Origin of the sequence: Streptomyces sp. SS1-1 (assembly GCF_008973465.1) — a bacterium.
Taxonomy (GTDB): domain Bacteria; phylum Actinomycetota; class Actinomycetes; order Streptomycetales; family Streptomycetaceae; genus Streptomyces.
This window is the reverse complement of the sequence record NZ_WBXN01000004.1, coordinates 7,374,716-7,395,607: the sequence shown is the minus strand read 5'-3', so window position 1 is coordinate 7,395,607 and position 20,892 is coordinate 7,374,716. Positions and strand designations below refer to the sequence as shown.

Annotated in this window: 21 protein-coding genes and 1 pseudogene; 13 read left to right on the top strand and 9 right to left on the bottom strand. The window is 72.2% G+C overall.

Annotated elements, in window-relative coordinates:
* Positions 1-19: 19 nt before the first annotated feature.
* Both F8R89_RS35190 and F8R89_RS35185 read left to right on the top strand, forming a co-directional pair.
* Positions 20-547, top strand: a complete 528-nt coding sequence (locus F8R89_RS35190) for a DUF488 family protein (protein ID WP_151787821.1) — start codon at positions 20-22, stop codon at positions 545-547.
* Positions 548-654: 107 nt separating this feature from the next.
* The gene (locus tag F8R89_RS35185; protein ID WP_151787820.1) at positions 655-2,172 is read left to right on the top strand and encodes an MFS transporter; all 1,518 of its coding nucleotides are present in this window, start codon (positions 655-657) and stop codon (positions 2,170-2,172) included.
* A gap of 161 nt (positions 2,173-2,333) precedes the next feature.
* Here F8R89_RS35185 and F8R89_RS35180 read toward each other — a convergent pair whose 3' ends face one another.
* Positions 2,334-2,912 carry a TetR/AcrR family transcriptional regulator gene (locus F8R89_RS35180; RefSeq protein WP_151787819.1) on the bottom strand — a complete coding sequence of 193 codons (579 nt, stop codon included), beginning with the start codon at positions 2,910-2,912 and terminating at the stop codon, positions 2,334-2,336.
* A gap of 92 nt (positions 2,913-3,004) precedes the next feature.
* Between F8R89_RS35180 and F8R89_RS35175 the strand changes: the two genes are divergently transcribed.
* From F8R89_RS35175 to F8R89_RS35135, 9 genes are all read left to right on the top strand, one after another.
* On the top strand, positions 3,005-3,451 hold the full coding sequence (locus F8R89_RS35175) for a DUF1772 domain-containing protein (protein WP_151787818.1): 447 nt from the start codon (positions 3,005-3,007) through the stop codon (positions 3,449-3,451).
* Between the two features lie 147 nt (positions 3,452-3,598).
* Positions 3,599-4,660, top strand: coding sequence for a fatty acid desaturase family protein (locus F8R89_RS35170; RefSeq protein ID WP_151787817.1), 1,062 nt, complete (start codon positions 3,599-3,601; stop codon positions 4,658-4,660).
* A 207-nt stretch (positions 4,661-4,867) separates the two neighbouring features.
* Complete coding sequence (locus F8R89_RS35165; protein WP_151787816.1) at positions 4,868-5,998, top strand: FAD-dependent oxidoreductase; 1,131 nt, start codon at positions 4,868-4,870, stop codon at positions 5,996-5,998.
* Between the two features lie 82 nt (positions 5,999-6,080).
* Positions 6,081-6,941 (top strand): PhzF family phenazine biosynthesis protein, encoded by an 861-nt coding sequence (locus F8R89_RS35160; protein WP_151787815.1) that lies wholly within the window; start codon positions 6,081-6,083, stop codon positions 6,939-6,941.
* Positions 6,941-7,942 carry an ornithine cyclodeaminase family protein gene (locus F8R89_RS35155; RefSeq protein WP_151787814.1) on the top strand — a complete coding sequence of 334 codons (1,002 nt, stop codon included), beginning with the start codon at positions 6,941-6,943 and terminating at the stop codon, positions 7,940-7,942. Before F8R89_RS35160 ends, F8R89_RS35155 begins: the two co-directional genes overlap by 1 nt.
* 5 nt (positions 7,943-7,947) lie before the next feature.
* Positions 7,948-8,418, top strand: a complete 471-nt coding sequence (locus F8R89_RS35150) for an ATP-binding protein (RefSeq protein WP_151787813.1) — start codon at positions 7,948-7,950, stop codon at positions 8,416-8,418.
* Positions 8,419-8,675: 257 nt separating this feature from the next.
* Positions 8,676-10,229, top strand: coding sequence for an MFS transporter (locus F8R89_RS35145; protein ID WP_151787812.1), 1,554 nt, complete (start codon positions 8,676-8,678; stop codon positions 10,227-10,229).
* Positions 10,230-10,373: 144 nt separating this feature from the next.
* Positions 10,374-11,807, top strand: coding sequence for a S28 family serine protease (locus tag F8R89_RS35140; protein ID WP_151787811.1), 1,434 nt, complete (start codon positions 10,374-10,376; stop codon positions 11,805-11,807).
* A gap of 182 nt (positions 11,808-11,989) precedes the next feature.
* Positions 11,990-12,748 carry an NADPH-dependent F420 reductase gene (locus tag F8R89_RS35135; RefSeq protein ID WP_151787810.1) on the top strand — a complete coding sequence of 253 codons (759 nt, stop codon included), beginning with the start codon at positions 11,990-11,992 and terminating at the stop codon, positions 12,746-12,748.
* Positions 12,749-12,752: 4 nt separating this feature from the next.
* On the opposite strand, the pseudogene F8R89_RS37395 reads toward F8R89_RS35135, so the two are convergent.
* Positions 12,753-12,854: pseudogene (locus F8R89_RS37395) on the bottom strand (cold shock domain-containing protein); the annotation flags it as partial.
* Between the two features lie 188 nt (positions 12,855-13,042).
* Here F8R89_RS37395 and F8R89_RS35125 point away from each other — a divergent pair.
* On the top strand, positions 13,043-13,744 hold the full coding sequence (locus F8R89_RS35125) for a CBS domain-containing protein (RefSeq protein WP_151787808.1): 702 nt from the start codon (positions 13,043-13,045) through the stop codon (positions 13,742-13,744).
* Positions 13,745-13,779: 35 nt separating this feature from the next.
* On the top strand, positions 13,780-14,466 hold the full coding sequence (locus F8R89_RS35120; protein WP_151787807.1) for a CBS domain-containing protein: 687 nt from the start codon (positions 13,780-13,782) through the stop codon (positions 14,464-14,466).
* 4 nt (positions 14,467-14,470) lie between these two features.
* On the opposite strand, the gene ssuE is transcribed toward F8R89_RS35120, so the two are convergent.
* The 7 genes from ssuE to F8R89_RS35085 form a co-directional block, all read right to left on the bottom strand.
* Positions 14,471-15,028: an NADPH-dependent FMN reductase gene (ssuE, locus tag F8R89_RS35115; RefSeq protein WP_151787806.1), complete on the bottom strand. Its 558-nt coding sequence runs from the start codon at positions 15,026-15,028 to the stop codon at positions 14,471-14,473.
* Between the two features lie 55 nt (positions 15,029-15,083).
* The gene (locus F8R89_RS35110) at positions 15,084-15,845 is read right to left on the bottom strand and encodes an alpha/beta hydrolase (RefSeq protein ID WP_151787805.1); all 762 of its coding nucleotides are present in this window, start codon (positions 15,843-15,845) and stop codon (positions 15,084-15,086) included.
* Positions 15,846-16,301: 456 nt separating this feature from the next.
* Entirely contained in the window at positions 16,302-16,871 is a 570-nt protein-coding gene (locus tag F8R89_RS37010; RefSeq protein ID WP_225994584.1) for an LLM class flavin-dependent oxidoreductase, read from the bottom strand.
* Between the two features lie 41 nt (positions 16,872-16,912).
* Positions 16,913-18,232: an LLM class flavin-dependent oxidoreductase gene (locus F8R89_RS35100; protein ID WP_151787804.1), complete on the bottom strand. Its 1,320-nt coding sequence runs from the start codon at positions 18,230-18,232 to the stop codon at positions 16,913-16,915.
* A gap of 38 nt (positions 18,233-18,270) precedes the next feature.
* Entirely contained in the window at positions 18,271-19,125 is an 855-nt protein-coding gene (locus F8R89_RS35095) for an ABC transporter ATP-binding protein (RefSeq protein ID WP_151787803.1), read from the bottom strand.
* Positions 19,122-20,003 (bottom strand): ABC transporter ATP-binding protein, encoded by an 882-nt coding sequence (locus tag F8R89_RS35090; RefSeq protein WP_151787802.1) that lies wholly within the window; start codon positions 20,001-20,003, stop codon positions 19,122-19,124. Before F8R89_RS35090 ends, F8R89_RS35095 begins: the two co-directional genes overlap by 4 nt.
* Positions 20,000-20,890: an ABC transporter permease gene (locus F8R89_RS35085; protein ID WP_151787801.1), complete on the bottom strand. Its 891-nt coding sequence runs from the start codon at positions 20,888-20,890 to the stop codon at positions 20,000-20,002. The genes F8R89_RS35090 and F8R89_RS35085 overlap by 4 nt, the downstream gene beginning before the upstream one ends.
* Between the last annotated feature and the right edge of the window lie 2 nt (positions 20,891-20,892).

Sequence of the window (20,892 nt, the reverse complement as noted above, 5' to 3'; positions counted from 1 at the left end):
CGGCTGGCGAGGCGGTGCGATGACGGACCGTGTGTACACGATCGGGCACTCGACCCGCGACGTCGACGACGTCGTCTGCATGCTGCGCGCCAACGGCGTCACGTGTCTGGTCGACGTCCGGTCGTTCCCCTCGTCCCGGAAGCATCCGCAGTGGAACCAGGCCGCCGTCGTCGAGGCCCTGCCGCCCGACATCGGCTACCGGTGGATCCGGGAGCTGGGCGGGCGCCGGCACACTCCGGTGGGGGTGCCGAGTCCGAACGGCGCGTGGCGGGTCAAGGCCTTCCGTGACTACGCCGACCACATGAGCACGCCCGCGTTCGCCGAAGGGCTCGGTGAGCTGCTGGAGCTGGCGGCGCACGAGCGGCCGGCGATCATGTGCAGCGAGGCGGTGCCGTGGCGGTGTCATCGGCGGCTGATCACGGACGCGCTGATCGTCGCCGGTGTGGACGTCGTGCACATCATGTCGGCCACGTCGTCCGCTCCGGCGACGCTGAGTCCGCACGCCCAGGTCGTCGACGGCTCGCTGATCTATCCCCCGCCCCGCTGAGTGCGCGGGTCTCCCCCGCGTGCCCCATTTGCGGGCGGCCGGGTGTGCACGCCGCACGTCCGGGGAACCGGGGACCTGTTCGGCCGGGCGGTGCGAGAGGACTCCATGTGACAGCGTCGGCGTCAGGGGCGGGCGACCGGGACTCCGGTGGCGGGACGGACGGGCAGCAACCGGACCCGCGCCGGTGGCGGGCGCTGTGGGTCACCCTGGTGGCCGGCTTCATGAGCCTGCTGGACGTCACCATCGTGGCGGTGGCCCTCCCCACCGTGCAGCGCGACCTGCACGCCTCCCCCGCGCAGGTGCAGTGGGTGGTGTCGGGATACACCCTCACGTTCGCCCTCGCCCTGGTCACCGCCGGACGGCTCGGCGACGCCCTGGACCGGCGCCGTATCTTCCTGACGGCGTTGTGCGGCTTCGTCCTCTTCAGCGCGGCCTGCGGCGCCGCACCCGACATCACGCTCCTGGTCGTGGCCCGCCTCGCCCAAGGGCTGGCGGCCGGGTTCATGGCGCCGCAGAACTCCGCGCTCATCCAGCAGATGTTCCGCGGCGCCGAACGCGGCCGTGCGTTCGGCTACTTCGGGGCGACCGTCGGTATCTCGTCCGCGTCCGGCCCCCTCATCGGCGGCATGATCCTCGCGCTGGCGGACGGCCCGCAGGGCTGGCGGTGGATCTTCTACGTCAACGTCCCCATCGGCGTTCTCGCCGTCCTCCTCGGACGGCGTCTGCTGCCCCGGACCCGGCGTTCCGGGCGGGGGCACGTGGATCTGCCCGGGGTGCTGCTCCTGGGGCTCGGTGTCCTGGCCCTCATGTATCCGCTGGTCCAGGCGGAGGCCGACGGGCTGGGCCGCCTGTGGTGGCTGTTCCTCGTCGGTGCCGCGATCCTCGTCCTCTTCGTGCGCCGGCAGTACCGTCTCGTCGCCCGGGGGACGAGGCCGCTGCTCGATCCGCGGCTGTTCACGACGGTGCGGGGCTATGCCGTGGGCGCCGGTGTCGGCACGCTGTACTTCATCGGGTTCAGCGGCGTCTGGATCGTCTTCGCGCTGTTCTACCAGGACGGGCGGCACTTCTCGCCCCTGGAGTCCGGGCTCGCGGTGACCCCGTTCGCGCTCGGTTCGGCCGGGGCCGCGGTGATCGCCGGGCGGTTGGTGGACCGGTTCGGCCGGCTGCTGACCGTGTGCGGGCTCGCCGGGGTGATCTGCGGACTCGGCGGGGCCGCGCTGCTGCTGCGGTTCGCGCCTCTCGACATCGCGCCCTGGATCGCCGCACCCGTGCTGTTCCTCGGTGGCATCGCGGGAGGGTTCGTGGTGTCGCCGAACATCACCATGACCCTGCGGGACGTGCCCGTGCACATGGCCGGCGCGGCCGGAGGGGCGCTGCAGACGGGCCAGCGGCTCGGCGCCGCGGTCGGCACCGCCGCCCTGCCCGGCCTGTTCTACATGGTGCTCGGCGACGGCGACGACTTCCGGACCGCCCTCGTCGTCGCCCTGGGCACCGGCATCGTCGGCATGCTGGCCTCGCTGGCCCTGGCCACGTACGACTGGGTCCGCGACCGGCGCGCGCGGGCCCCGCACCGGAAGTGCCCGGAGGAGGTCGCGAACAGTCCCGTGCACTCCCGGCAGAACTGAGCCATGACAGCGCCCGGTCGGCCGGTCGCTGAGCTGACGCCCGGTCGGTCGGCCGGTCGCTGAGCTGACTCGCCTGTCCGGTCGGTGGGTCTGCTGAGCTGACGCCCGCCCGGTAGGCCGGGCTGTTGCGCTGATGTCTGCCCGGTCGGCCGGGCTGACGCTCAGATCACCGCGAGGCGGTCCACCAGCAGCTCGATTCTGCGTTCCGTGTCCTCCGGGGGGAGGCGTCGCGCCCGGGTCAGGGTGGCGAGTCCGTGCAGGGACGCCCAGAACGTCTCGGTGAACAGCGCCGGGTGGACCCCGTCACCGGCGACCTCGCCCAGGGTCTCCAGCAGGGCCGCGAACGCATCCTTGAGCTCACCCGGGGTGTCCTCCTGGGCGAACGCGAGGGCGCCGTCGAGGTCGAACAGGGCGTCGTAGACCGCCGGGTTGTGTTCGGCGAAGTCCAGGTAGGCGCGGGCGAGCGCGGCGACCCGCTCCCGCGGGCCGTCCGCGGTGGACACGGCGGCCCGCACCGCCACGGCCATCTCGGCGGCCCCCTCCCGGGCGACCGCGCCGATGATCTCGCGTTTGCCCCGGAAGTGGCTGTACAGGACGGGCTGGCTGTACTCGATGCGCTCGGCGAGCCGCCGGGTGGTGACCGCGTCCCAGCCCTGCTCCTCGGCGAGTTCCCGGGCCGTGGCGACGATGAGGCGCTCGCGCTGCGCCCGCTCTCGTTCCTTGCGTTCCTTGACCGACATGATTGAGATCCTAGCATCGCTAGACAATCGAGCGTGAGCAGAGTTAGCGTTGACCCGTCAGCTAGCAACGCTAGCCACAAGGAGGGGTCGTCATGCTCAACGTCCTGGAAGTCGTCACCACCGTGATCGTCGGACTGATGGTCGGGGTGGAGTTCGCGGTCGCCTTCGTCATGAACCGGATCTTCAGCGCCCTGCCCGAGGACAGCGGCCAACTCGCCCGCTCCCACGGTGGCCGGATGCTCGGAGCGCTCATGCCGTTCTGGTACATCGGCTCCCTGCTACTCACGGCGCTGTGGGCCGCGCTCGCGTGGAACGAGGACGGCAGCGCCCTCCTCGTCGTCGCCGGCGCGCTGCTCGTCGTCAGTGTCGCCATGTCGATCCTGCTGCTCGTCCCGATCAACAACCGCGGCAAGACGTGGACGCCCGAGAACCGTCCGGAGGACTGGAAGGAGCAGATGAACCGCTGGGACCGTTACCACTACGTCCGTGTCGCCGTCATCATCGGCGCCTTCACCCTTCTGGTGACCGCCCTCGCCTGAAGCCTGAAGCCTGGAGCCATGAGCGAGGAATGAGGAGCGAGGAAGCAACCCCGGGGTTTCCACACCCTCGTGCTGGTGCTAGCCCCTCCCCCACCCGGGGGGCGACCGTCATTCCGGGATCGGTGCACGGTCCAGATACTTGCGGTCATGACGTATCCCACGGTTATTCCGGCAGGCCCACCCGCGCGACGAGGGCAAGGCGAACGGCGCGATGGAAGCGACTTCTCCGAATTGTCCCGCCGGATCACCGCGGCCGGTCTTCTCCGACGTCGTCCGCTGTATTACACGGTGCGTTTCGGCGCGGTGGGGCTCGCTCTCGCCGGGTCGATCGTAGCCCTTTTCACCCTGGGAGACAGCTGGGCGCAGTTGCTCGTCGCAGTCGCCCTGGCCGTGGTCTTCGGTCAGCTCGGGCTGGCCGCCCACGACCTCGCGCACCGGCAGGTGTTCTCCCGCCGGCGGCCCAGCGAGGCGGGCGGCCTCCTGGTCGCCGACCTGCTGCTCGGCATGAGCTACGGCTGGTGGATGAACAAGCACACCCGGCACCACGCGAACCCCAATCACGAGGGCAAGGACCCCGACGTGTCGCCCGACATCCTCGTCTGGTCCCGCCGCCAGGCGAGCGAGGCGAAAGGGCTCCCGCGTTTCGTCGGCAAGCATCAGGCGGCGCTGTTCTTTCCGCTGCTGACCCTGGAAGGGCTGAATCTCAGCTTCAACAGTTTCCGGGCCCTGGGAAGCCGTTCGGTGAAACGTCCCGTGCTCGAGGGAACGCTGCTCGTGCTGCATTTCGGGCTGTATTTCGGTGCCCTGCTCTCCGTCCTTTCGCCGGGCAAGGCGCTGGTGTTCATCGCCGTCCATCAGGGGCTGTTCGGCATCTATCTCGGGTCGGTGTTCGCGCCGAACCACAAGGGGATGCCGATGATCGAGGAGGGCACCCGGCTGGACTTCCTGCGCCGCCAGGTCCTCACCTCACGCAACGTGCGCGGCGGCGCCCTGGTCGACGCCTTCATGGGCGGGCTGAACTACCAGATCGAGCACCACCTGTTCCCGAGCATGCCCACCCCGGCCCTCGGCCGCGCCCAGACCATCACCGAGCGGTACTGCGCCGAGCTGGGCATCCCGTACCACCAGACCGGATTGATCGACTCGCACCGGGAGGCACTGCGCCATCTGAGGAGCGTCGGGGAGCCGCTTCGCGCGGCGCGCGACTGACGCGGGGAGCACCTTCTTACGCCGGCCCGGCGCCTCACCGGGCCGGCGTTCGCGTTCGCCGGGCCGGGGCGTCTCCCCGCCGCCAAGCCAACACCCGTAGGCCAACACCTGTTGACTTCGCCGCCACGGAGGCGCACCATGACAACAGGTGATGGCCAACAAACGTTGGCATTGCGTTGGCACCCCTCGACGGAGCAGGAGACTCTCATGAACCAGCCCGCACTCCCGTCCCGCACCCGCGTCGCGATCATCGGCGCCGGACCCACCGGGCTGGCGCTGGCGATCACCCTCGCCCAGGCCGGCGTCGACTTCGTCCTGGTGGACCGACAGGCGGAAGGGGCGAACACCTCCCGCGCCGCCGTGGTGCACGCCCGCACCCTCGAGGTCCTCGACGAGCTCGGCGCCTCCGCCGAACTGCTGCGCCGCGGGATCAAGCTCACCCGCTTCGCCGTCCGCGACGGCGCCCGCGCCCTGATGACGATCCCGTTCGACGGCCTGCCCACGCCGCACCCGTACACGCTGATGATCCCGCAGAACGAGACCGAGGACGTCCTGCTCACCCGCCTGCGGGCGCTGGGCGCCGACACCTACCGGCCCTACGAGGCGGCGTCCGTCGTCCAGGACGACTCCGGGGTGACCGTCACGATGAAGAGCGGGGAGACCCTACGGGCCGACTACGTCGTCGGCGCGGACGGCATGCACAGCACGGTGCGCGAAGCGGCCGGCATCGGCTTCACCGGAAACGCCTACGCGGAGTCCTTCGTCCTCGCCGACGTGGACATGGACTGGGCGCCGGGCCCGCGCGAGGTGTCCCTGAACTTCCACGGCGCGGGCCTGATCGTCGTCGCCCCGCTGCCGGGTGACCGCTACCGCATCGTCGCCACCGTCGACGACGCGCCCCACACCGCCGACCTGGCCTTCCTGCAGCGGATGCTGGACGAGCGCGTCCCCGGTCAGGCCACCGCCCACGAGGTGCACTGGTCCTCCCGGTTCCGGGTGCACCACCGGGTCGCCGACTCCTACCGGGCCGGCCGGCTCTTCCTGGCCGGCGACGCGGCGCACGTGCACAGCCCGGCCGGAGGGCAGGGCATGAACACGGGCATCCAGGACGGCTACGCCCTCGGCCGGGCCCTGGCCTCGGGGACCCTCGACGCGTACGAGGCCACGCGCCGGCCCGTCGCCGAACAGGTGGTCGCGCTCGCCGACCGTATGACCCGCCTGGCCACCGCGCACCACCCCGCCGCCCGCGGTGTCCGCAACGTCGCCCTGCGGGTGCTCGGCCACACCCCGTTCCGCACCAGGCTCGCCACGGAACTCGCCGAGCTGAACTACCGCTGAAGCAGTGTGTACGGCGCCGAGGATGGCCCTGCGGCGCACCCGCCCCCTCCCTCTCGACATCCCCCCGAAGGTCCGGCCGATCATGCGATTCCTCCACGTCAACGTCTTCAGCGAAGTCCCGTACGGCGGCAACAGCCTCGCCGTCTTCCCCGACGCCACCGGCCTCGACCCGGGCCAGATGCTCCGCATCACGCAGGAGCTGCGCCACTTCGAGTCGGTCTTCCTGTTCCCGTGGAGCGCCGACGCCGGTCCCCGTTTCCAGGCGCGCGTCTTCGATCTGTACGAGGAACTGGACTTCGCGGGCCACCCGGTGATCGGCGCGGCCGCCGTACTGCACCACCTCGCCGGCATGGGCCGCCCGGTCGACTGGACGCTGGAGCTGAAGGCCCGCACGGTGCGGGTGAAGGTGCGCCAGGACGGCAGGGCGTACGAGGGCGTCCTGGACCAGGGAGAGGCGTCGTTCCTGGGGCAGCCGGAGATCGAGGGGCTGGCCTCGTGGTTCGACCTGGAACCACGGGACCTGCACCCCGGCCTGCCGCCGCAGGTGGTGTCGACAGGGCTCCGCTACCTCATCGTCCCCGTGCGACCGGGGGCGCTGGACAGGGCCCGTGTCCGCTTCGATCTGACGGAGCCCCTGCAGCGGGTGGGCGCGCAGTTCGCCTATCTGCTCGACGCCGACGAGCTCGAAGGCCGGCACTGGAACAACGACGGCATCCTGGAGGACGTCGCCACGGGCAGCGCGGCCGGCTGCGTCGCCGCTTATCTCCGCCGGCACGAACGCCTCGCCGCCGAGCGGGCGGTGACACTGCGTCAGGGCCGCCACATGGGCCGGCCCAGCTCGATGGCCATCGGCGCCTACGACATCGGCCCGGGGCGCCACGGGGTCACCGTGGGAGGCCATGTGAGCCTCGTCGCCGAGGGCCACCTGACGGAGCTGCCGTGATGAACACCGACACGGTCACCTGCTTCGGCCCGGACCGCATACGGGCCGCCGTCGGCACCCGGGACGTCCTGGAACCGGTCCGGCAGGCGCTCGTCGACCACAGCCGGGGGCTGGGCGAGGCTCCCGCCGTGGTCTTCGCCCCCGCGGGACGGGAAGGCGACGTCCACGTGAAGTCGGCCTGGCTGCCGGGGCGTTCGGTCTTCACGGTGAAGGTCGCGAGCTGGTTCCCCGCCCGCAAGGAGCTCGGGCTGCCGCCGGGTTCCGGCATCGTGGCCGCGTTCGACGCCGCCACCGGTGATCTCAGGGCGCTGCTGGAGGACGACCACCACCTCAGCGACATCAGGACGGCCGCGGCGGGAGCCCTGGGCGCCCGTGCCCTGGCCACGCCGCACGCGTCGGTTCTGGGCGTCGTGGGCACCGGCGTGCAGGGCTATCTGCAGGCGCTGGCGGTCGCCGACAGCCTGCCCGTCCGGACGGTCCACGTCTGGGGACGCGACCCGGCCGCCGTGCGACGCGTCGTCGACGCCCTCGCTGCGCGCCGCCCCGATCTGGACGTGCGGCCCGCTCCCGATCTCGCGCGGATGTGCGGTGCCGTGGACGCGCTCGTCACCGCGACATCGAGCACCGAACCGCTGATCCGGCACGACTGGCTGCGGCCCGGCGTGCACGTCAACGCCGTCGGTGCCGACGACCCGTTCAAGGCCGAGCTCACCGAGGAGTGCTTCCGGCGCGCGCACCGGGTGGTGGTCGACAGCCGCGCCCTCAACCGTCTGCACGGGGAGCTGTCGCGCGTCCAGGACGGCGAGATCGAGGTCGTCGAACTGGGCGCCGTGCTCAGCGGTGACGCGCCCGGGCGGAGCGGCGACGAGGACATCACCGTCTGCAAACTGATCGGGCTCGGTGTCCAGGACCTCGCCGCGGCCGAGACCGCCCTGAAGCGCCTCGACGCTGGGACCCACATGAGCGATCCCCCCAGCGCACTGGACCTGCTGCCGGAGTGATCGTCATGTCGGACACCCGCACCAAGACTTCCCATGTCCGGAGGCCGGGCGGTTCCTGGGCGGTTCCGCGTGCTCCGCACGCCGCCGCCACGGCCCGGCGCGCCGTACGGACGTGGCTGCGCCGCCACCAGGTCGACGAGGACGCCTCGCAGACGGCGATGCTCATCGCGTCCGAGCTGGTCACCAACTCCGTGGAACACGCGCGGGGCCCCGTCGTGCTCAGCCTCAGTGGAGAGGGGCGGTGCGGTCGCCTGAGGATCTCGGTGACCGACGGAGGCCCCGCGGAGGACGCCGGGGGCTGGCTGAGCGACCGCGCCGAGGACGAGCAGGGCCGCGGGCTGATGCTCGTGGAGGCGATGGCCGAACGGCACGGCACCCGCCGCCGGCCCGGCGGATCCCGTACGACCCACTGGGCGGAGCTGGCGGTCGACCCGGCCGACCGGCCCGCGTGCGCGGAGCCGCTCGCCGCCCGGTAGCGGTTGCGCCGCAGGCCACGCCACCACTCGCAGCACCCCTCGAAGCGCCATCGGCCCTGCCTGGCACCCCACTGACGCCCTCACCCACAGCAATGCCAACACTTGTTTGCCATCGGGTGTTGACTTCGCGGCTCGCCGCGCGCATGCTGGTCAACAGGTGATGGCCAACGCTCGTAGGCAAACGATCGACCATCGGGCCGCTCACCGGAATCGCCGGCCACGACAGCGCACCGGCTCCGCAGGAAAGGAAGCCCCTCATGGACCGACGCCCCACACCCCACAGCCCCACGGCAGTGCGTCACGGCGCGGTACTGGCCGTCACCTGCCTGGCCCTGGCCACGGTCGTGTCGGCGATGGCCTCGCTGAACGTGGCCCTGCCGGGCATCGCCCGGGAGACGCACGCGACCCAGACGCAGCTGTCGTGGATCATCGACGCGTACAGCCTCGTGTTCGCCGCGCTCCTGCTGCTGGCCGCGACCCTCGGTGACCGTTTCGGGAGGCGCAAGGCCCTCCTGGGCGGCCTCACCGTCTTCGCCGGCGCTTCGGCGGCCGCGACCTTCTCCTCGGAGCCGCAGGTCCTGATCATGCTCCGGGCCGTGCTCGGCATAGCCGCCGCCTTCGTCATGCCGGCCACGCTGTCCACCATCACGACCACCTTCCCCCGCGAGCAGAGGGCGCGCGCCGTCAGCGTGTGGGCCGCCGTCGCGGGAGCCAGCGCCGTGCTCGGCCTGCTGGCCTCGGGCGCCGTGCTCGAGGTGTGGTCGTGGCGCTCTGTGTTCTGGCTCAACGTCGTCCTGGCGGTCGTCGCCTTCGTCGGCACGTACGTCTTCGTGCCGGAGTCCGCCGAGCCCGGGAAGCGGCGCGTGGACGTCGTGGGCGCGCTGCTGACCGTCATAGGACTCGGCATCCTGGTCTACTCCGTCATCCAGGCCCCCGAGCACGGCTGGGCGAGCACCCGCACGCTGGCCGGCATCGGCGCCGCGCTCCTGGTCCTGGCCGGCTTCGTGGCCTGGGAGCTGCGCCACCCCGACCCGCTGCTGAACCCGCGCCTCTTCCGCCACAAGGCGTTCGCCGCGGGCACGGTGTCCATCACGATGCAGTTCTTCGCCTTCTTCGGCTTCATCTTCGTCGTCATGCAGTACCTGCAGCTGGTCCGTGGTGACAGCGCCCTGACGGCCGCCCTGAGCGTGCTGCCGATGTCGGCCGCGATGATCCCCAGCTCACGGCTCGCGCCGAAGATCGCGGCCCGTGTCGGGGCGCGGCGTCCCTGGATCGTGGGACTGGTCGCGGTGGCCGTCGGCCTGATCGTGCTCGCGGAACTCGACACGGACAGCTCGTACTGGCTGGTCCTCACGGGCCTGGTCCCGCTGGGCGCCGGCATGGGTCTGGCCATGACGCCCGCCACCGCCGCCATCACGGACGCGCTGCCCGCCCGGCTGCAGAACGTGGGTTCCGCGGTGAACGACCTCTCGCGCGAGCTCGGCGGTGCCCTCGGCATCGCGGTCCTGGGCAGCGTCCTGAACGCCGGCTACCGCGACAACCTCGACGTCGCGGGCATGCCGTCGCCCCTCTCCGAGGCCGCCCGTTCCTCCCTGGCCGCCGCGCACGTCATCGGGCAGCGGACCGGTGACACGCAGCTGATCGACCACGCCCGTGACGCGTTCGCCTCGGGTCTGCACCTGGCGCTCCTCACCGGGTCCGCGGCGGCGGTCCTCGGCGCGATCGCGGTGGGCGTCCTGCTGCGGCGCCCGGGCCGGAACTCCGTGGCGCCGGCCGCCCCCGAGGCGGAGGCCGTCGCCGCCCGGCGCTGATCCCCGCGCGCCCACCGGCGCCGACGCGACGCGCTCCGACCCTCGAACCTCCCCCGTCACACAGGGTTTTCCCTATGTCCCCTGGCGTGGCGGGGAGTTGGTCGAGTAGCTTCCGGCGCACATCTGTCTCACAGGGGAGTGCGCATGCGCAAGGCGCTCAGATGGCTGCTGGCGCTCACGGTGCTCATAGGCACACTGAGTTCGGCCGGGGCGGCCACCGCCGCCGGGCCGGAGGCCACCGGCACCACTGACATCAAGGAGAGACTGCTCTCGATCCCGGGCATGAGCCTGATCGAGGAGAAGCCGTACACCGGGTACCGCTTCTTCGTCCTCAACTACACCCAGCCCGTCGACCACCGCAGGCCCTCCAAGGGGACGTTCCAGCAGCGGATCACCGTGCTGCACAAGGACACCGCGCGGCCCACCGTGTTCTACACCGGCGGGTACAGCGTCTCGACGACGCCGCGGCGTGCCGAGCCGACGCAGATCGTGGACGGCAACCAGATCTCCATGGAGTACCGCTTCTTCACGCCGTCCCGGCCCGAGCCGGCCGACTGGTCGAAGCTGGACATCTGGCAGGCGGCCAGCGACCAGCACCGCATCTTCACCGCGCTGAAGAAGATCTACAGCAAGAACTGGATCTCCACGGGCGGTTCGAAGGGCGGCATGACCGCCACCTACTACGAGCGCTTCTACCCCCGGGACATGGACGGTGTCGTCGCCTACGTCGCCCCCAACGACGTGGTGAACAAGGAGGATTCGGCCTACGACCGCTTCTTCCGCACCGTCGGCACCAAGGAGTGCCGCGACCGGCTGAACGGCGTGCAGCGCGAGGCGCTGGTGCGCCGGACGCCGCTGGAGAAGAAGTACGCCGCGTACGCCGCCGAGAACGGCTACACGTTCGACACGATCGGCAGCCTGGACCGGGCCTTCGAGGCGGTCGTCCTGGACTACGTGTGGGGCTTCTGGCAGTACAGCACCCTCGCCGACTGCGCGGACATCCCGGCCGACGCCAAGAACGCCACGGACGACGCGATCTGGACCTCCGTCGACACGATCTCCGGCTTCTCGGCCTACACGGACCAGGGCCTGACCCCGTACACGCCGTACTACTACCAGGCGGGTACGCAGTTGGGAGCGCCGACGATCCACTTCCCGCACATCGAGAAGAAGTACGTCCGCTACGGCTACCAGCCGCCGCGCAACTTCGTGCCGCGTTCCATCGCCATGAAGTTCGACCCGTCGGTCATGCGGGACGTGGACACGTGGGTCCGGAACAACGCCCGGCAGATGCTGTTCGTGTACGGCGAGAACGACCCGTGGGGTGCCGAGCCGTTCCGTGTCGGCAAGAAGGCGCGTGACGCGTACGTGTTCACCGCGCCCGGCATGAACCACGGCGCGAACGTCGCCGGCCTGGTCGAGAAGGAGAAGGCGCTGGCCACGGCCCGCATCCTCGACTGGGCGGACGTCGCGCCGACCGCGGTGCGGGAGAACCCGGCGGCGGCGAAGCCGCTCGCGAAGTTCGACGCCAAGCTGGACAAGCGGGACGTCGAGCGGCAGCGCACGCTGCGTCCGTAGGCGGGCACGGCAGCGGTTCCAGACGAGGGCCGTGGCCCGGGGCGCGAGAGCCCCGGGCCACGGCCCTCGGCATGTCCGGGCAGAGGGCGGCCCCGGAAACGGATGCAGCCTCCGCTTATTCGTGATAGGAAACGGAGGACGCCTCCGCATATGCCGGTGGGCCATCCGAAAGGGAGAACGCAATGACCCGGACACGCACGCTCGGACTCATCGGCAGCGGACTGATCGGCACGTCCCTGGCCCGGCTCGCGGTCGCGGCCGGGATGGAGGTCGTCCTCAGCAACTCGCGGGGGCCCGACTCGCTCGCCGAGCTGGTGGAGACCGTGGGCGGACGGGCCCGGGCCGCCACTCCGGAGGAGGCCGCCCGCGCCGGCGACCTCGTCGTGGTCACCATCCCGCTCCGGGCCCACCGGCACCTGCCCGTCGAGGCGCTGCGCGGCAAGACCGTGCTGGACACGATGAACTACTACCCGGAGCGCGACGGCCGCATGGAGGAACTGGACTCCAACGCGCTCACCACGAGCGGCCTGGTCCAACGGCACCTCGTGGGCGCGCGTCTGGTGAAGGCGTTCAACAACATCGGTTCGCACCAGCTGCTCACGCTCGCCCGGCCCGCCGGAGCGGCCGACCGCAGCGCCCTGCCCCTCGCGGGCGACGACGAGGCCGCGAAGCGGGAGGCCGCGGACCTGCTCGACGCGCTCGGCTACGACGCCGTCGACGAGGGGACGCTCGCGGAGAGCTGGCGCAGCGAGCCCGGGACCCCGGTCTACACCAAGCCGTACCTCGGCGAGCCGCCCGCCGGGCTCGGCGCGGAGGAGTACTTCCCCTGGTACCTCAGCACCCCCGGCCAGTGCGTCCCGGCGGCGCGGGTCCGGGAGTTGACCGCGCAGGCCGTGCGCGGCCGGGCGGGAGGCGTGCTGCCGGCCGGCGCCGCGCGCTGAGGGCTCAGCGGCCGGCGCGCGGCCGGGGGACGATGCTCACCGCCCGGTAGGCGTAGCCGTCCTGGGCGAAGCCGGGTGCCTCCCAGACCAGGTCGCGGTCACGACCCGCGCCGTCCTGTGGCCCCCCTTGCGGCGACTCACCCGCCACCCCTCTCCCCCGGTTCGATCGGAGGGACAGCGTACGGGCCGGCCGGCGCCGGGCGGCCCCGCGGTCGGGGCCGTTCGGCCCATGCGGCACCGTCGGGCGCGGCGGAGAGTGGAAAGGGGAGGAAGCGACCCGAGGAGGCGGGAGCCATGTGGCACCGGACCGTGAGCGACCTGATGACCACGTCGGTCGTCAAGGTGCACCGGGACACCGGGTTCAAGGACATCGCCAAGCTGCTGGCCGAGTACGACGTCACCGCCGTACCGGTCGTGGACGACGCGGACCAGGTCCTCGGCCTGGTGTCCGAGGCCGACCTGCTGCGCAAGGAGGCCGCGCAACTGGACCCCGCGGGCCTGCTGCCCGTGCTGCGGCCCGCGCCCGCCGACCGCGCGAAGGCCGAGGCGACCACGGCGGAAGGGCTGATGAGCCGTCCGGCCGTGACCGCGCGGCCCCAGTGGACGGCCGTGGAGGCCGCCCAGGTCATGGAACGCCACCACGTCAAACGGCTGCCGGTCGTCGACGAGACCGGGCGGCTGCTCGGCCTGATCAGCAGGGCCGATCTGCTCCGGGTCTTCCTGCGGGGCGACGCCGCCATCCGTGAGGAGATCACCGGACAGGTGCTGCTGCGCACGCTGGGCATCGCGCCGGACGCGATCGCCGTGCGGGTCGTCGACGGGCGGGTGTCCCTGAAGGGCACCGTGGAACGCGCCTCGCTCGTGCCGCTCGTCGTCCGTCTGTGCCGGGGCGTGGACGGGGTGGTCGACGTCTCCGCCGAGCTGCGTCACCGGGTGGACGACACCGACGCCGTACCGCGGCCGGAGGAGTCGCGGCGGGCCGGCCTGGCGCTGTGAGCCGACGTGACGCACGCGAGACGAGGTGATCGGAGATGACCGGGACCGGGACCACGTACACCGTGAGCGATGTGATGACGCAGACGGTCGTGGCCGTCGGGCGGGACGCGCCGTTCAAGGAGATCGTGCGGACCATGGAGCAGTGGAAGGTCAGCGCCATGCCGGTGCTGGAGGGGGAGGGCCGGGTCATCGGCGTCGTCTCCGAGGCCGACCTGCTGCCCAAGGAGGAGTTCCGGGCGGAGGAGTGGAGCCTCGCCGAGTCCCGCCGGCGCCTGGACGACCTCGCGAAGGCCGGCGCGACCACGGCCGGCGACCTCATGAGCACACCGGCCGTCACCGTCCACCCGGACGCCACGCTCGCCCAGGCCGCCCGGATCATGGCGGTCCGGCGCGTCAAACGACTGCCCGTGGTCGACCGCCTCGGCATGCTGCAGGGCATCGTAAGCCGGGCCGACCTGCTGAAGGTCTTCCTGCGGCCCGACGACCAGATCGAGGACGAGGTCCGCCGTACGGTGCTCTCCCATCTGCGCCCGGTCGCCGGCCACTCCCTCGACGTCAGCGTGCGCGAAGGGGTCGTCACACTGCGCGGGCCGGTCCGCGACACCGCCATGGTCCCCATCGCCGTACGCCTGGCGCGGGCCGTCGAGGGTGTCGTGGACGTCGAACCGCGGCTCACCGGTGGTGCCGTGGGCGCTCAGGAGGCCGCCCCGCCGTCTGCCTGACGGTTCATCCGGCGGGCGCCAGCGCCGCCACCCGGGCGCCCAGGGACGCGGCGAACTGGTCGGTCGCGTGGGCGAGGGCCTTCGCCGTGTCGGGGGCGACGGCCACCGTGCCGTCCTCCCCCACGGTGATGTCCTTGTCGAGCGTGAACCAGCCCGGGACGATGTGCGCCGCGCCCATCGAGTTGAGCACCGGGCGCAGCGCGTAGTCGATGGCCAGCACATGCGCCGTGCTGCCGCCCGTGGCGAGCGGCAGCACGGTCTTCCCGGTCAGCGCGTACTGGGGCAGCAGGTCGAGCAGGGACTTCAGCAGGCCCGAGTACGCCGCCTTGTAGACGGGCGTGCCGATCACGACGCCGTCCGCCCGCTCGAACAGCGCGGTGGCCTCGACGATCGCCGGGTGGTGGAAGTCGGCGGTCAGGAGAGGTTCAGCGGGCAGGGTGCGGACGTCCAGGGGGACGACCTCGTGGCCGTGGCCGCGGAGCCGTTCGTCGAGGTGCCGCAGCAGCCGCGCGGTGCGGGAGGTGGCGGAGGGGCTTCCGGAGACGGAGAGGATGGTGGCCATGGCGGACCTTCCGGGTCGGGGTGCGGGGAGAGACGGTGGGGTGGTGCGGGGCGCCTCACCAGGCGCTGGTCTCCACGGTGACGAGGGGCACCAGGTCCTCCCGGAGCGTCTCCAGGAAGGTGACGACCTCGGCGGCGACCGAGCGGTGCTGGAGGTCGTTGAGGACGTCGTGGTGGGCTCCGCGCACGACCGAGAGGCGGGCGCGGTCCAGGGACTTGGCGGTGCGGTGCAGTTCGTCGCGGTCGGCGAGCGGGTCGGCGTCGCCGGTGAGGATCAGGGCGGGGACGGTGAGGTCGCCGTCGAGGGCGGCGGCGAGCAGGGCCTCGGGCACGGTGTCGTTGAGGGCGCCCCGGCGGACCTCGGTGTCGTCGGTGAGGGTGCGCCGGTGGGCGGGGCAGGCGGTGCGGACGTCGAGTTCGCCGTCCCAGGAGTGCACGGCGGTGGCGGTGCGCGCGGGCAGGCCGGCCAGGACGACCGCGTCCGGGGCCGGCGTGGCGTCCACCCGTCCGGTGTGGGCGGCGACGAGCGCCGCGCCCGTGTCGCTGCCGACGAGCACGACGGGCCGTACGGTGCCGTCCTCGGCGGCGGTGCCGTCGATCGCCTCGGTGAGGTGGGCCGCGAAGTGGTCGAGGGTGCCGGTCGGGTCGCCGGCGTCGATGGCGGGGGTGTCGATGACGCGGACGCGGTAGGCGTCGGCGGCGAGGCGGCGGGCGAAGCGCTGGTAGGTGGCCCGGGTCTCGCCGCGGCCCGGCACGACAATGACGGTGCCGCGGGTGCGCAGGCCCTCGGGGGCGACATGGTCGGTGTACTCGGGCATGTCATGCTCCAGCGGTTGCGGGGCGCGGCGCGGGGCGCCAGCCCAGGGCGGGTGCCACTTCGGTCGCGATGAGTTCCAGGGCGCGCACGGCGGCGTCGTGGTCGGGGACGGCGGGGTTGAACTGGGTGATGAGGTCGGTCGCGACGGGCAGGACCTGTTCCTTGCCGAGGGCCGCGACGATCTCGTCGGGGTGGCCGTAGAAGGCGTGGAAGCGCCGCAGTGCCTCGTCGGCGTCCAGTCCGGCCGGGAAGGCGCCGTTGCCCGCCATGCGCAGGGCCGCCCGGTGCACGTCGTCGCTGATGTGGGCGAGCGCGGTGCGCCGGTCCTTGGCCGGGAACACGAACCGGGACAGCCCGATGCGCGGGCGGCGCGGCCGGTCCCAGGCGTCCAGGTAGGCGTCCGCCCAGGGGCGCTGGACCTCGTCGGTGGGCGCGTCGTAGCCGTAGGCGGCGCGGTTCAGCAGCAGGTGGGAGCCGCCGGCCGCGGCGTGGGCCGCTCCTTCGGCGCTGAAGACGCCCTGCCAGAGGCGGTCGGTGAAGTCCGCGGGGGCCGGCTGGACGCGGAAGCCCGGGGTGCGCACCTCCTCCCCGGCGAGGGCCGTGCGCACAGGCTCTCGGTGGTGAGTTCGCGTTTGCGGGCGACGTCGCGGCCGAACGCGGCGTACTCCGTGGGGCTGGCGCCGCTGCCGACGCCGACCTCGACGCGTCCGCCGCTGAGGGTGTCGACGGTGGCGACGTCCTCGGCGAGGCGGACGGGGTCCTCCAGGGGCAGGACGGTGATGGCGGTGCCGAGCCGGATGCGGGTGGTCCGGGCGGCGGCGTGGGCGAGGAACGTCCACGGGGACGAGAGGCCGCCGCCGGCGAGGGGCACGTGGTGCTGGGCCACCCAGCCGATGTCGAAGCCGAGTTCGTCGGCGACGACGAAGAGGTCCTGGGCGTTGCGGTAGGTGCGGGCGAGGTCGTCGCCGCGGCTCTGGACGTGGGTGAGGAAGCCGAGTCTGAAGCGTGGCGTCGTCGTGCCGGTCATGGGTGGTCGCCTCTCTCCGAGGGGATGCTCACGCGGGGCCGTCACCGGGTGTGGCGGTTGGCGGGGACCGGCAGGCCGAGGTTGCCGCGCAGGGTGTCGGCCTCGTACGCGGTGCGGAACAGGTCGCGCTTCTGCAGGAGCGGGACGACGCCGTCGACGAACAGTTCCAGGTCATCGTTGGTGCGGAAGGCGAGGTTGATGCCGTCGAAGGTGCCGGCCTCGAACCACTGCTCGATGGTGTCGGCGACCGTCTGGGGCGAGCCGACGAACGGCGAGCGGCGGAACTCGTTGACGGAGTCCGCCACCTGACGCAGCGTCAGGTTCTGTTCCTTGGCGCGTGCGATGATCTGCGTCGCGTTGGTCCGGCCGCCCTTCGCGGCGAGGTGCGCCACGTCGGGGAAGGGCGCGTCCAGGTCGTGGACGCTGAAGTCGTAGGCACCGAAGGACCGGCCGAGCAGGGCGAGGTTGCGGTCGAAGTCGTTGTCCTCCTCGAAGATCTCCCGCTCGCGGCGCCGGGCGTCCTCGTCGGTGGCGGCGACCACCGGCCCGCCGTGGATGAAGATCTTGATGTGCTCGGGGTCGCGGCCGTAGGAGGCGGTGCGCCGCTTGATGTCGGCGTAGTAGTCCTGGGCCTGCTCGAGGGAGCCGCCCGGCGCGTAGATGCCCTCGGCGACCCGCGCGGCCAGGTCGCGGCCCTCCTCGGACACACCGGCCTGGAAGATGACCGGCTGGCCCTGCGGGGAGCGCGAGAGGTTGAGGGGCCCGGCGACCTTGAAGTGCTCCCCCTCGTGGTCGAGCGCGTGCAGCTTGGACGGGTCGAGGAACACGTTCCGTTCGACGTCGGCCGGGAACGCGTCGTCCTCGTAGGAGTCCCACAGGCCCCGCGCGACCTGGACGAACTCCAGGGCGCGGCCGTAGCGGGTCGCGTAGTCCAGGTGCTCGTCGAGGCCGAAGTTCTTCGAGGTGCCGGTGTCGAAGCTGGTGACGACGTTCCAGCCGGCGCGGCCGCCGCTGATGTGGTCCAGCGAGGCGAACCGGCGGGCCAGGTTGAACGGCGAGTTGTACGTCGAACTCGCGGTGCCGACCAGGCCGATGTGCCGGGTGTGGGTGGCCACCGCCGACAGCAGGGTCAGCGGTTCCAGGCGGTTGAGGTAGTGCGCGGGGTAGGTGGCGTTGATGAACTGGCTGTCGACGATGAACAGGGCGTCGAACAGGGCGTGTTCGGCGGCCTGCGCCTGCTGGATGTAGTAGTCGATGTCGATGCTCGCGTTCTTGGCGACACGCGGGTCCTTCCACAGGCCGTGCTGGCCGGGGCCGCCGACGCCGTAGGGGTGCAGGGCGAGGTGGATCTTGCGGGACATGGCTGGTCCTGTCTGTGGGTGCGGAGGGTGGGACGGGCTCAGGCGTGCAGCAGGGCGCGCAGGGCTTCGCGTTCGGCCCGGCTCGCCGCCGCTGTGTGCAGGGTGGGCGCGGAGCCGACGAGCAGCCGGGTGTAGAGGTGCTGCGGCGTGTTGATGACGTCGGCGGCGGGTCCGACCTCGACGGCACGGCCCTGGTAGAGCACGGCGATCCGGTCGGCGACCCCGGCGACGGAGCCGAGGTCGTGGGAGATGAGGACGAGGGCGACGCCGTCGGCGCGCAGTTCCTTGAGGATGTCGAGGATCTGGACGCGGTGGGCGGAGTCGAGGGCGCTGGCCGGTTCGTCGAGGAGGAGCAGGCGCGGCTCGGTGATGAGGGCGCGGGCGACGGCGACCCGCTGGCGCTGGCCTCCGGAGAGTTCGCCGGGCAGCCGGCCGAGCAGGTCCTCGGGCAGCCGGACGCGTTCCAGCAGGGCGCGGCCCCGCCGGGCGGCCTCGGGGCGGGCGACGCCCCGCACGAGGAGCGGTTCGGTCAGGGAGTCCTCGACCGTGAGGTCGGGGTCGAGGCTGCGCAGCGGGTCCTGGAAGACGTACTGGACGACTCCGCGGCGGCGCAGGGCCCGCCACTGGCGTCGGCTGTGGCCGCTGACGTCCTCGCCGTCGATGACGACGGAGCCGGCCGAGGCGCGTACGAGTCCGAGGACGGTGCGGGCGAACGTGGACTTCCCGGAGCCGGTCTCGCCGATGACGCCGAGGGTCTCGCCGGGTGCGACGGTCAGGGTGAGTCCGTGCAGGGCCTGGCGGCGGGCGCGGCGCTTGCCGTAGTGGACGTCCAGGCCGGTGACGGACAGGACGGGTGTGGCGGTGGGGGCCGCGTGCGGCTGGTCGGCGCTCATGCCGCCTCCTCCTTCGGTGCCAGGAACCTGTCGAGGCCGTAGCTCTCGTGCTCGTCGATGAGGAGCCGGGTGTAGGGGTGCCGGGGGCTGTCGAGGACGGTGCGGGTGGGGCCCTGTTCGACGACCTCGCCCTGCCGCATCACGAGTACCTCGTCGCAGAGCTGGGCGACGACGGCCAGGTCGTGGGAGACGACGACGAGGGCGAGGCCCGTCGACTCGCGCAGGTCGGCGAGGAGGTCGAGGATCTCGGCCTGCACGGTGACGTCGAGCGCGGTGGTCGCCTCGTCGGCGATGAGGACGCGCGGTCCCGCGGCGATGGCGGCGGCGATCAGGACACGCTGGAGCATGCCGCCGGAGAGCTCGAACGGGTACTGGCCGTAGACGAGTTCGGGGTCGCGCAGATGCACGGCCTGGAGGAGTTCGAGGGCGCGCGGGCGGGCCTCGCGCCGCGTCAGTCCGGTCTTGACCCGCAGGACCTCGGCGATCTGCGCGCCGACGCGCAGGGACGGGTTGAGGTAGGAGGCCGGGTCCTGGAAGACGGCGCTGATGGTGGAGCCGCGCAGCCCGGTCCACTGCCGTGGGGTCAGCGTGGCGATGTCGGTGCCGTCGATCTCGACGGTGCCTGCGGAGACCTCGAAGTGGGGCGGCAGGATGCCGAGGGCGGCCCGGCAGGTGAGGGTCTTGCCGCTGCCGGACTCCCCCACGATGCCGACGGTCCGGCCGGGGGTGAGGTCGAACGAGACGCCGTGGACGATCTCCCGGTCGCCGGCCCGGTCGTGGATGCGGACGTCCCGGACGGAGAGGACCGGCGGGGTGGCGGGGCCGGTGTCGGCGTGCCGGGTCTCGGGTCGTGCGGCGTCCTGGGACAGGGTGGTCATCGCGCACCTCCGGTGGGAGCGGTGTCGGGCGTGCCGAGGCGGTTGGCGCGGGCCCTGCGCCCGTTCAGCAGGGCGCGTCCGGCTTCCCCGGACACGTCGCGGATGGCGTCCGCGAGGAGGTTGCACGCCCAGACCGTGGCCATGATCAGGACGGCGGGGGCGAGCGGCCCCCACGGCCGGTAGTCGAGGTAGCCGAGGTCGGAGGCGAGCAGGCCGCCCCAGGTGGGTTCCGGGGGCTGCACGCCGATGCCCAGGAAGGTGAGGCTGGAGACGATCACGAAGCCGACGCCGATGGTCTGGGCGAGGGCGACCGCGATCGGCGGCAGGACCTTCGCCCAGACGTGCCGGCGGACGATCCAGCCGAGGGAGGCACCGGAGATCAGTGCCGCCTCCACGTACGGGGACCGGGCGACCGTGAGGGTGGCGGCGCGGGCGACGCGGTAGAAGAGCGGCGAGACCAGCGTGCCGGTGACGAGCATCGCCTGGGTGATGCCGTTGCCGAGCAGGGCGATGACGGCGACCGCGAACAGCAGGAACGGCAGGGCGACGAGGGTGTCGGTCAGGCGCAGGGTGAACCATTCGAAGACCCGGCCGAGGTAGACGGACAGGATGCCGGGGACCGCGCCCACGGCGAGGGCCACTCCGGCCACTTCGAGGGAGCCGAGCACGCTGATCCGTGAGCCGTCGAGGAGCCGGCTGAGGACGTCACGGCCGAGGTGGTCGGTGCCCAGCCAGTGGGAACCGGAGGCGGCGGCCAGGGTGTTGTCGCTGGTGGCGAGCGGGTCCTGGGGGGCCAGCCAGGGGCCGAGGACCGCGAGGAGCGCGATCACGGCGAGGACGGCGACGGCGATCCGGCCCGAGGTGAGGGAGAGCACGCGGCGCACCATGG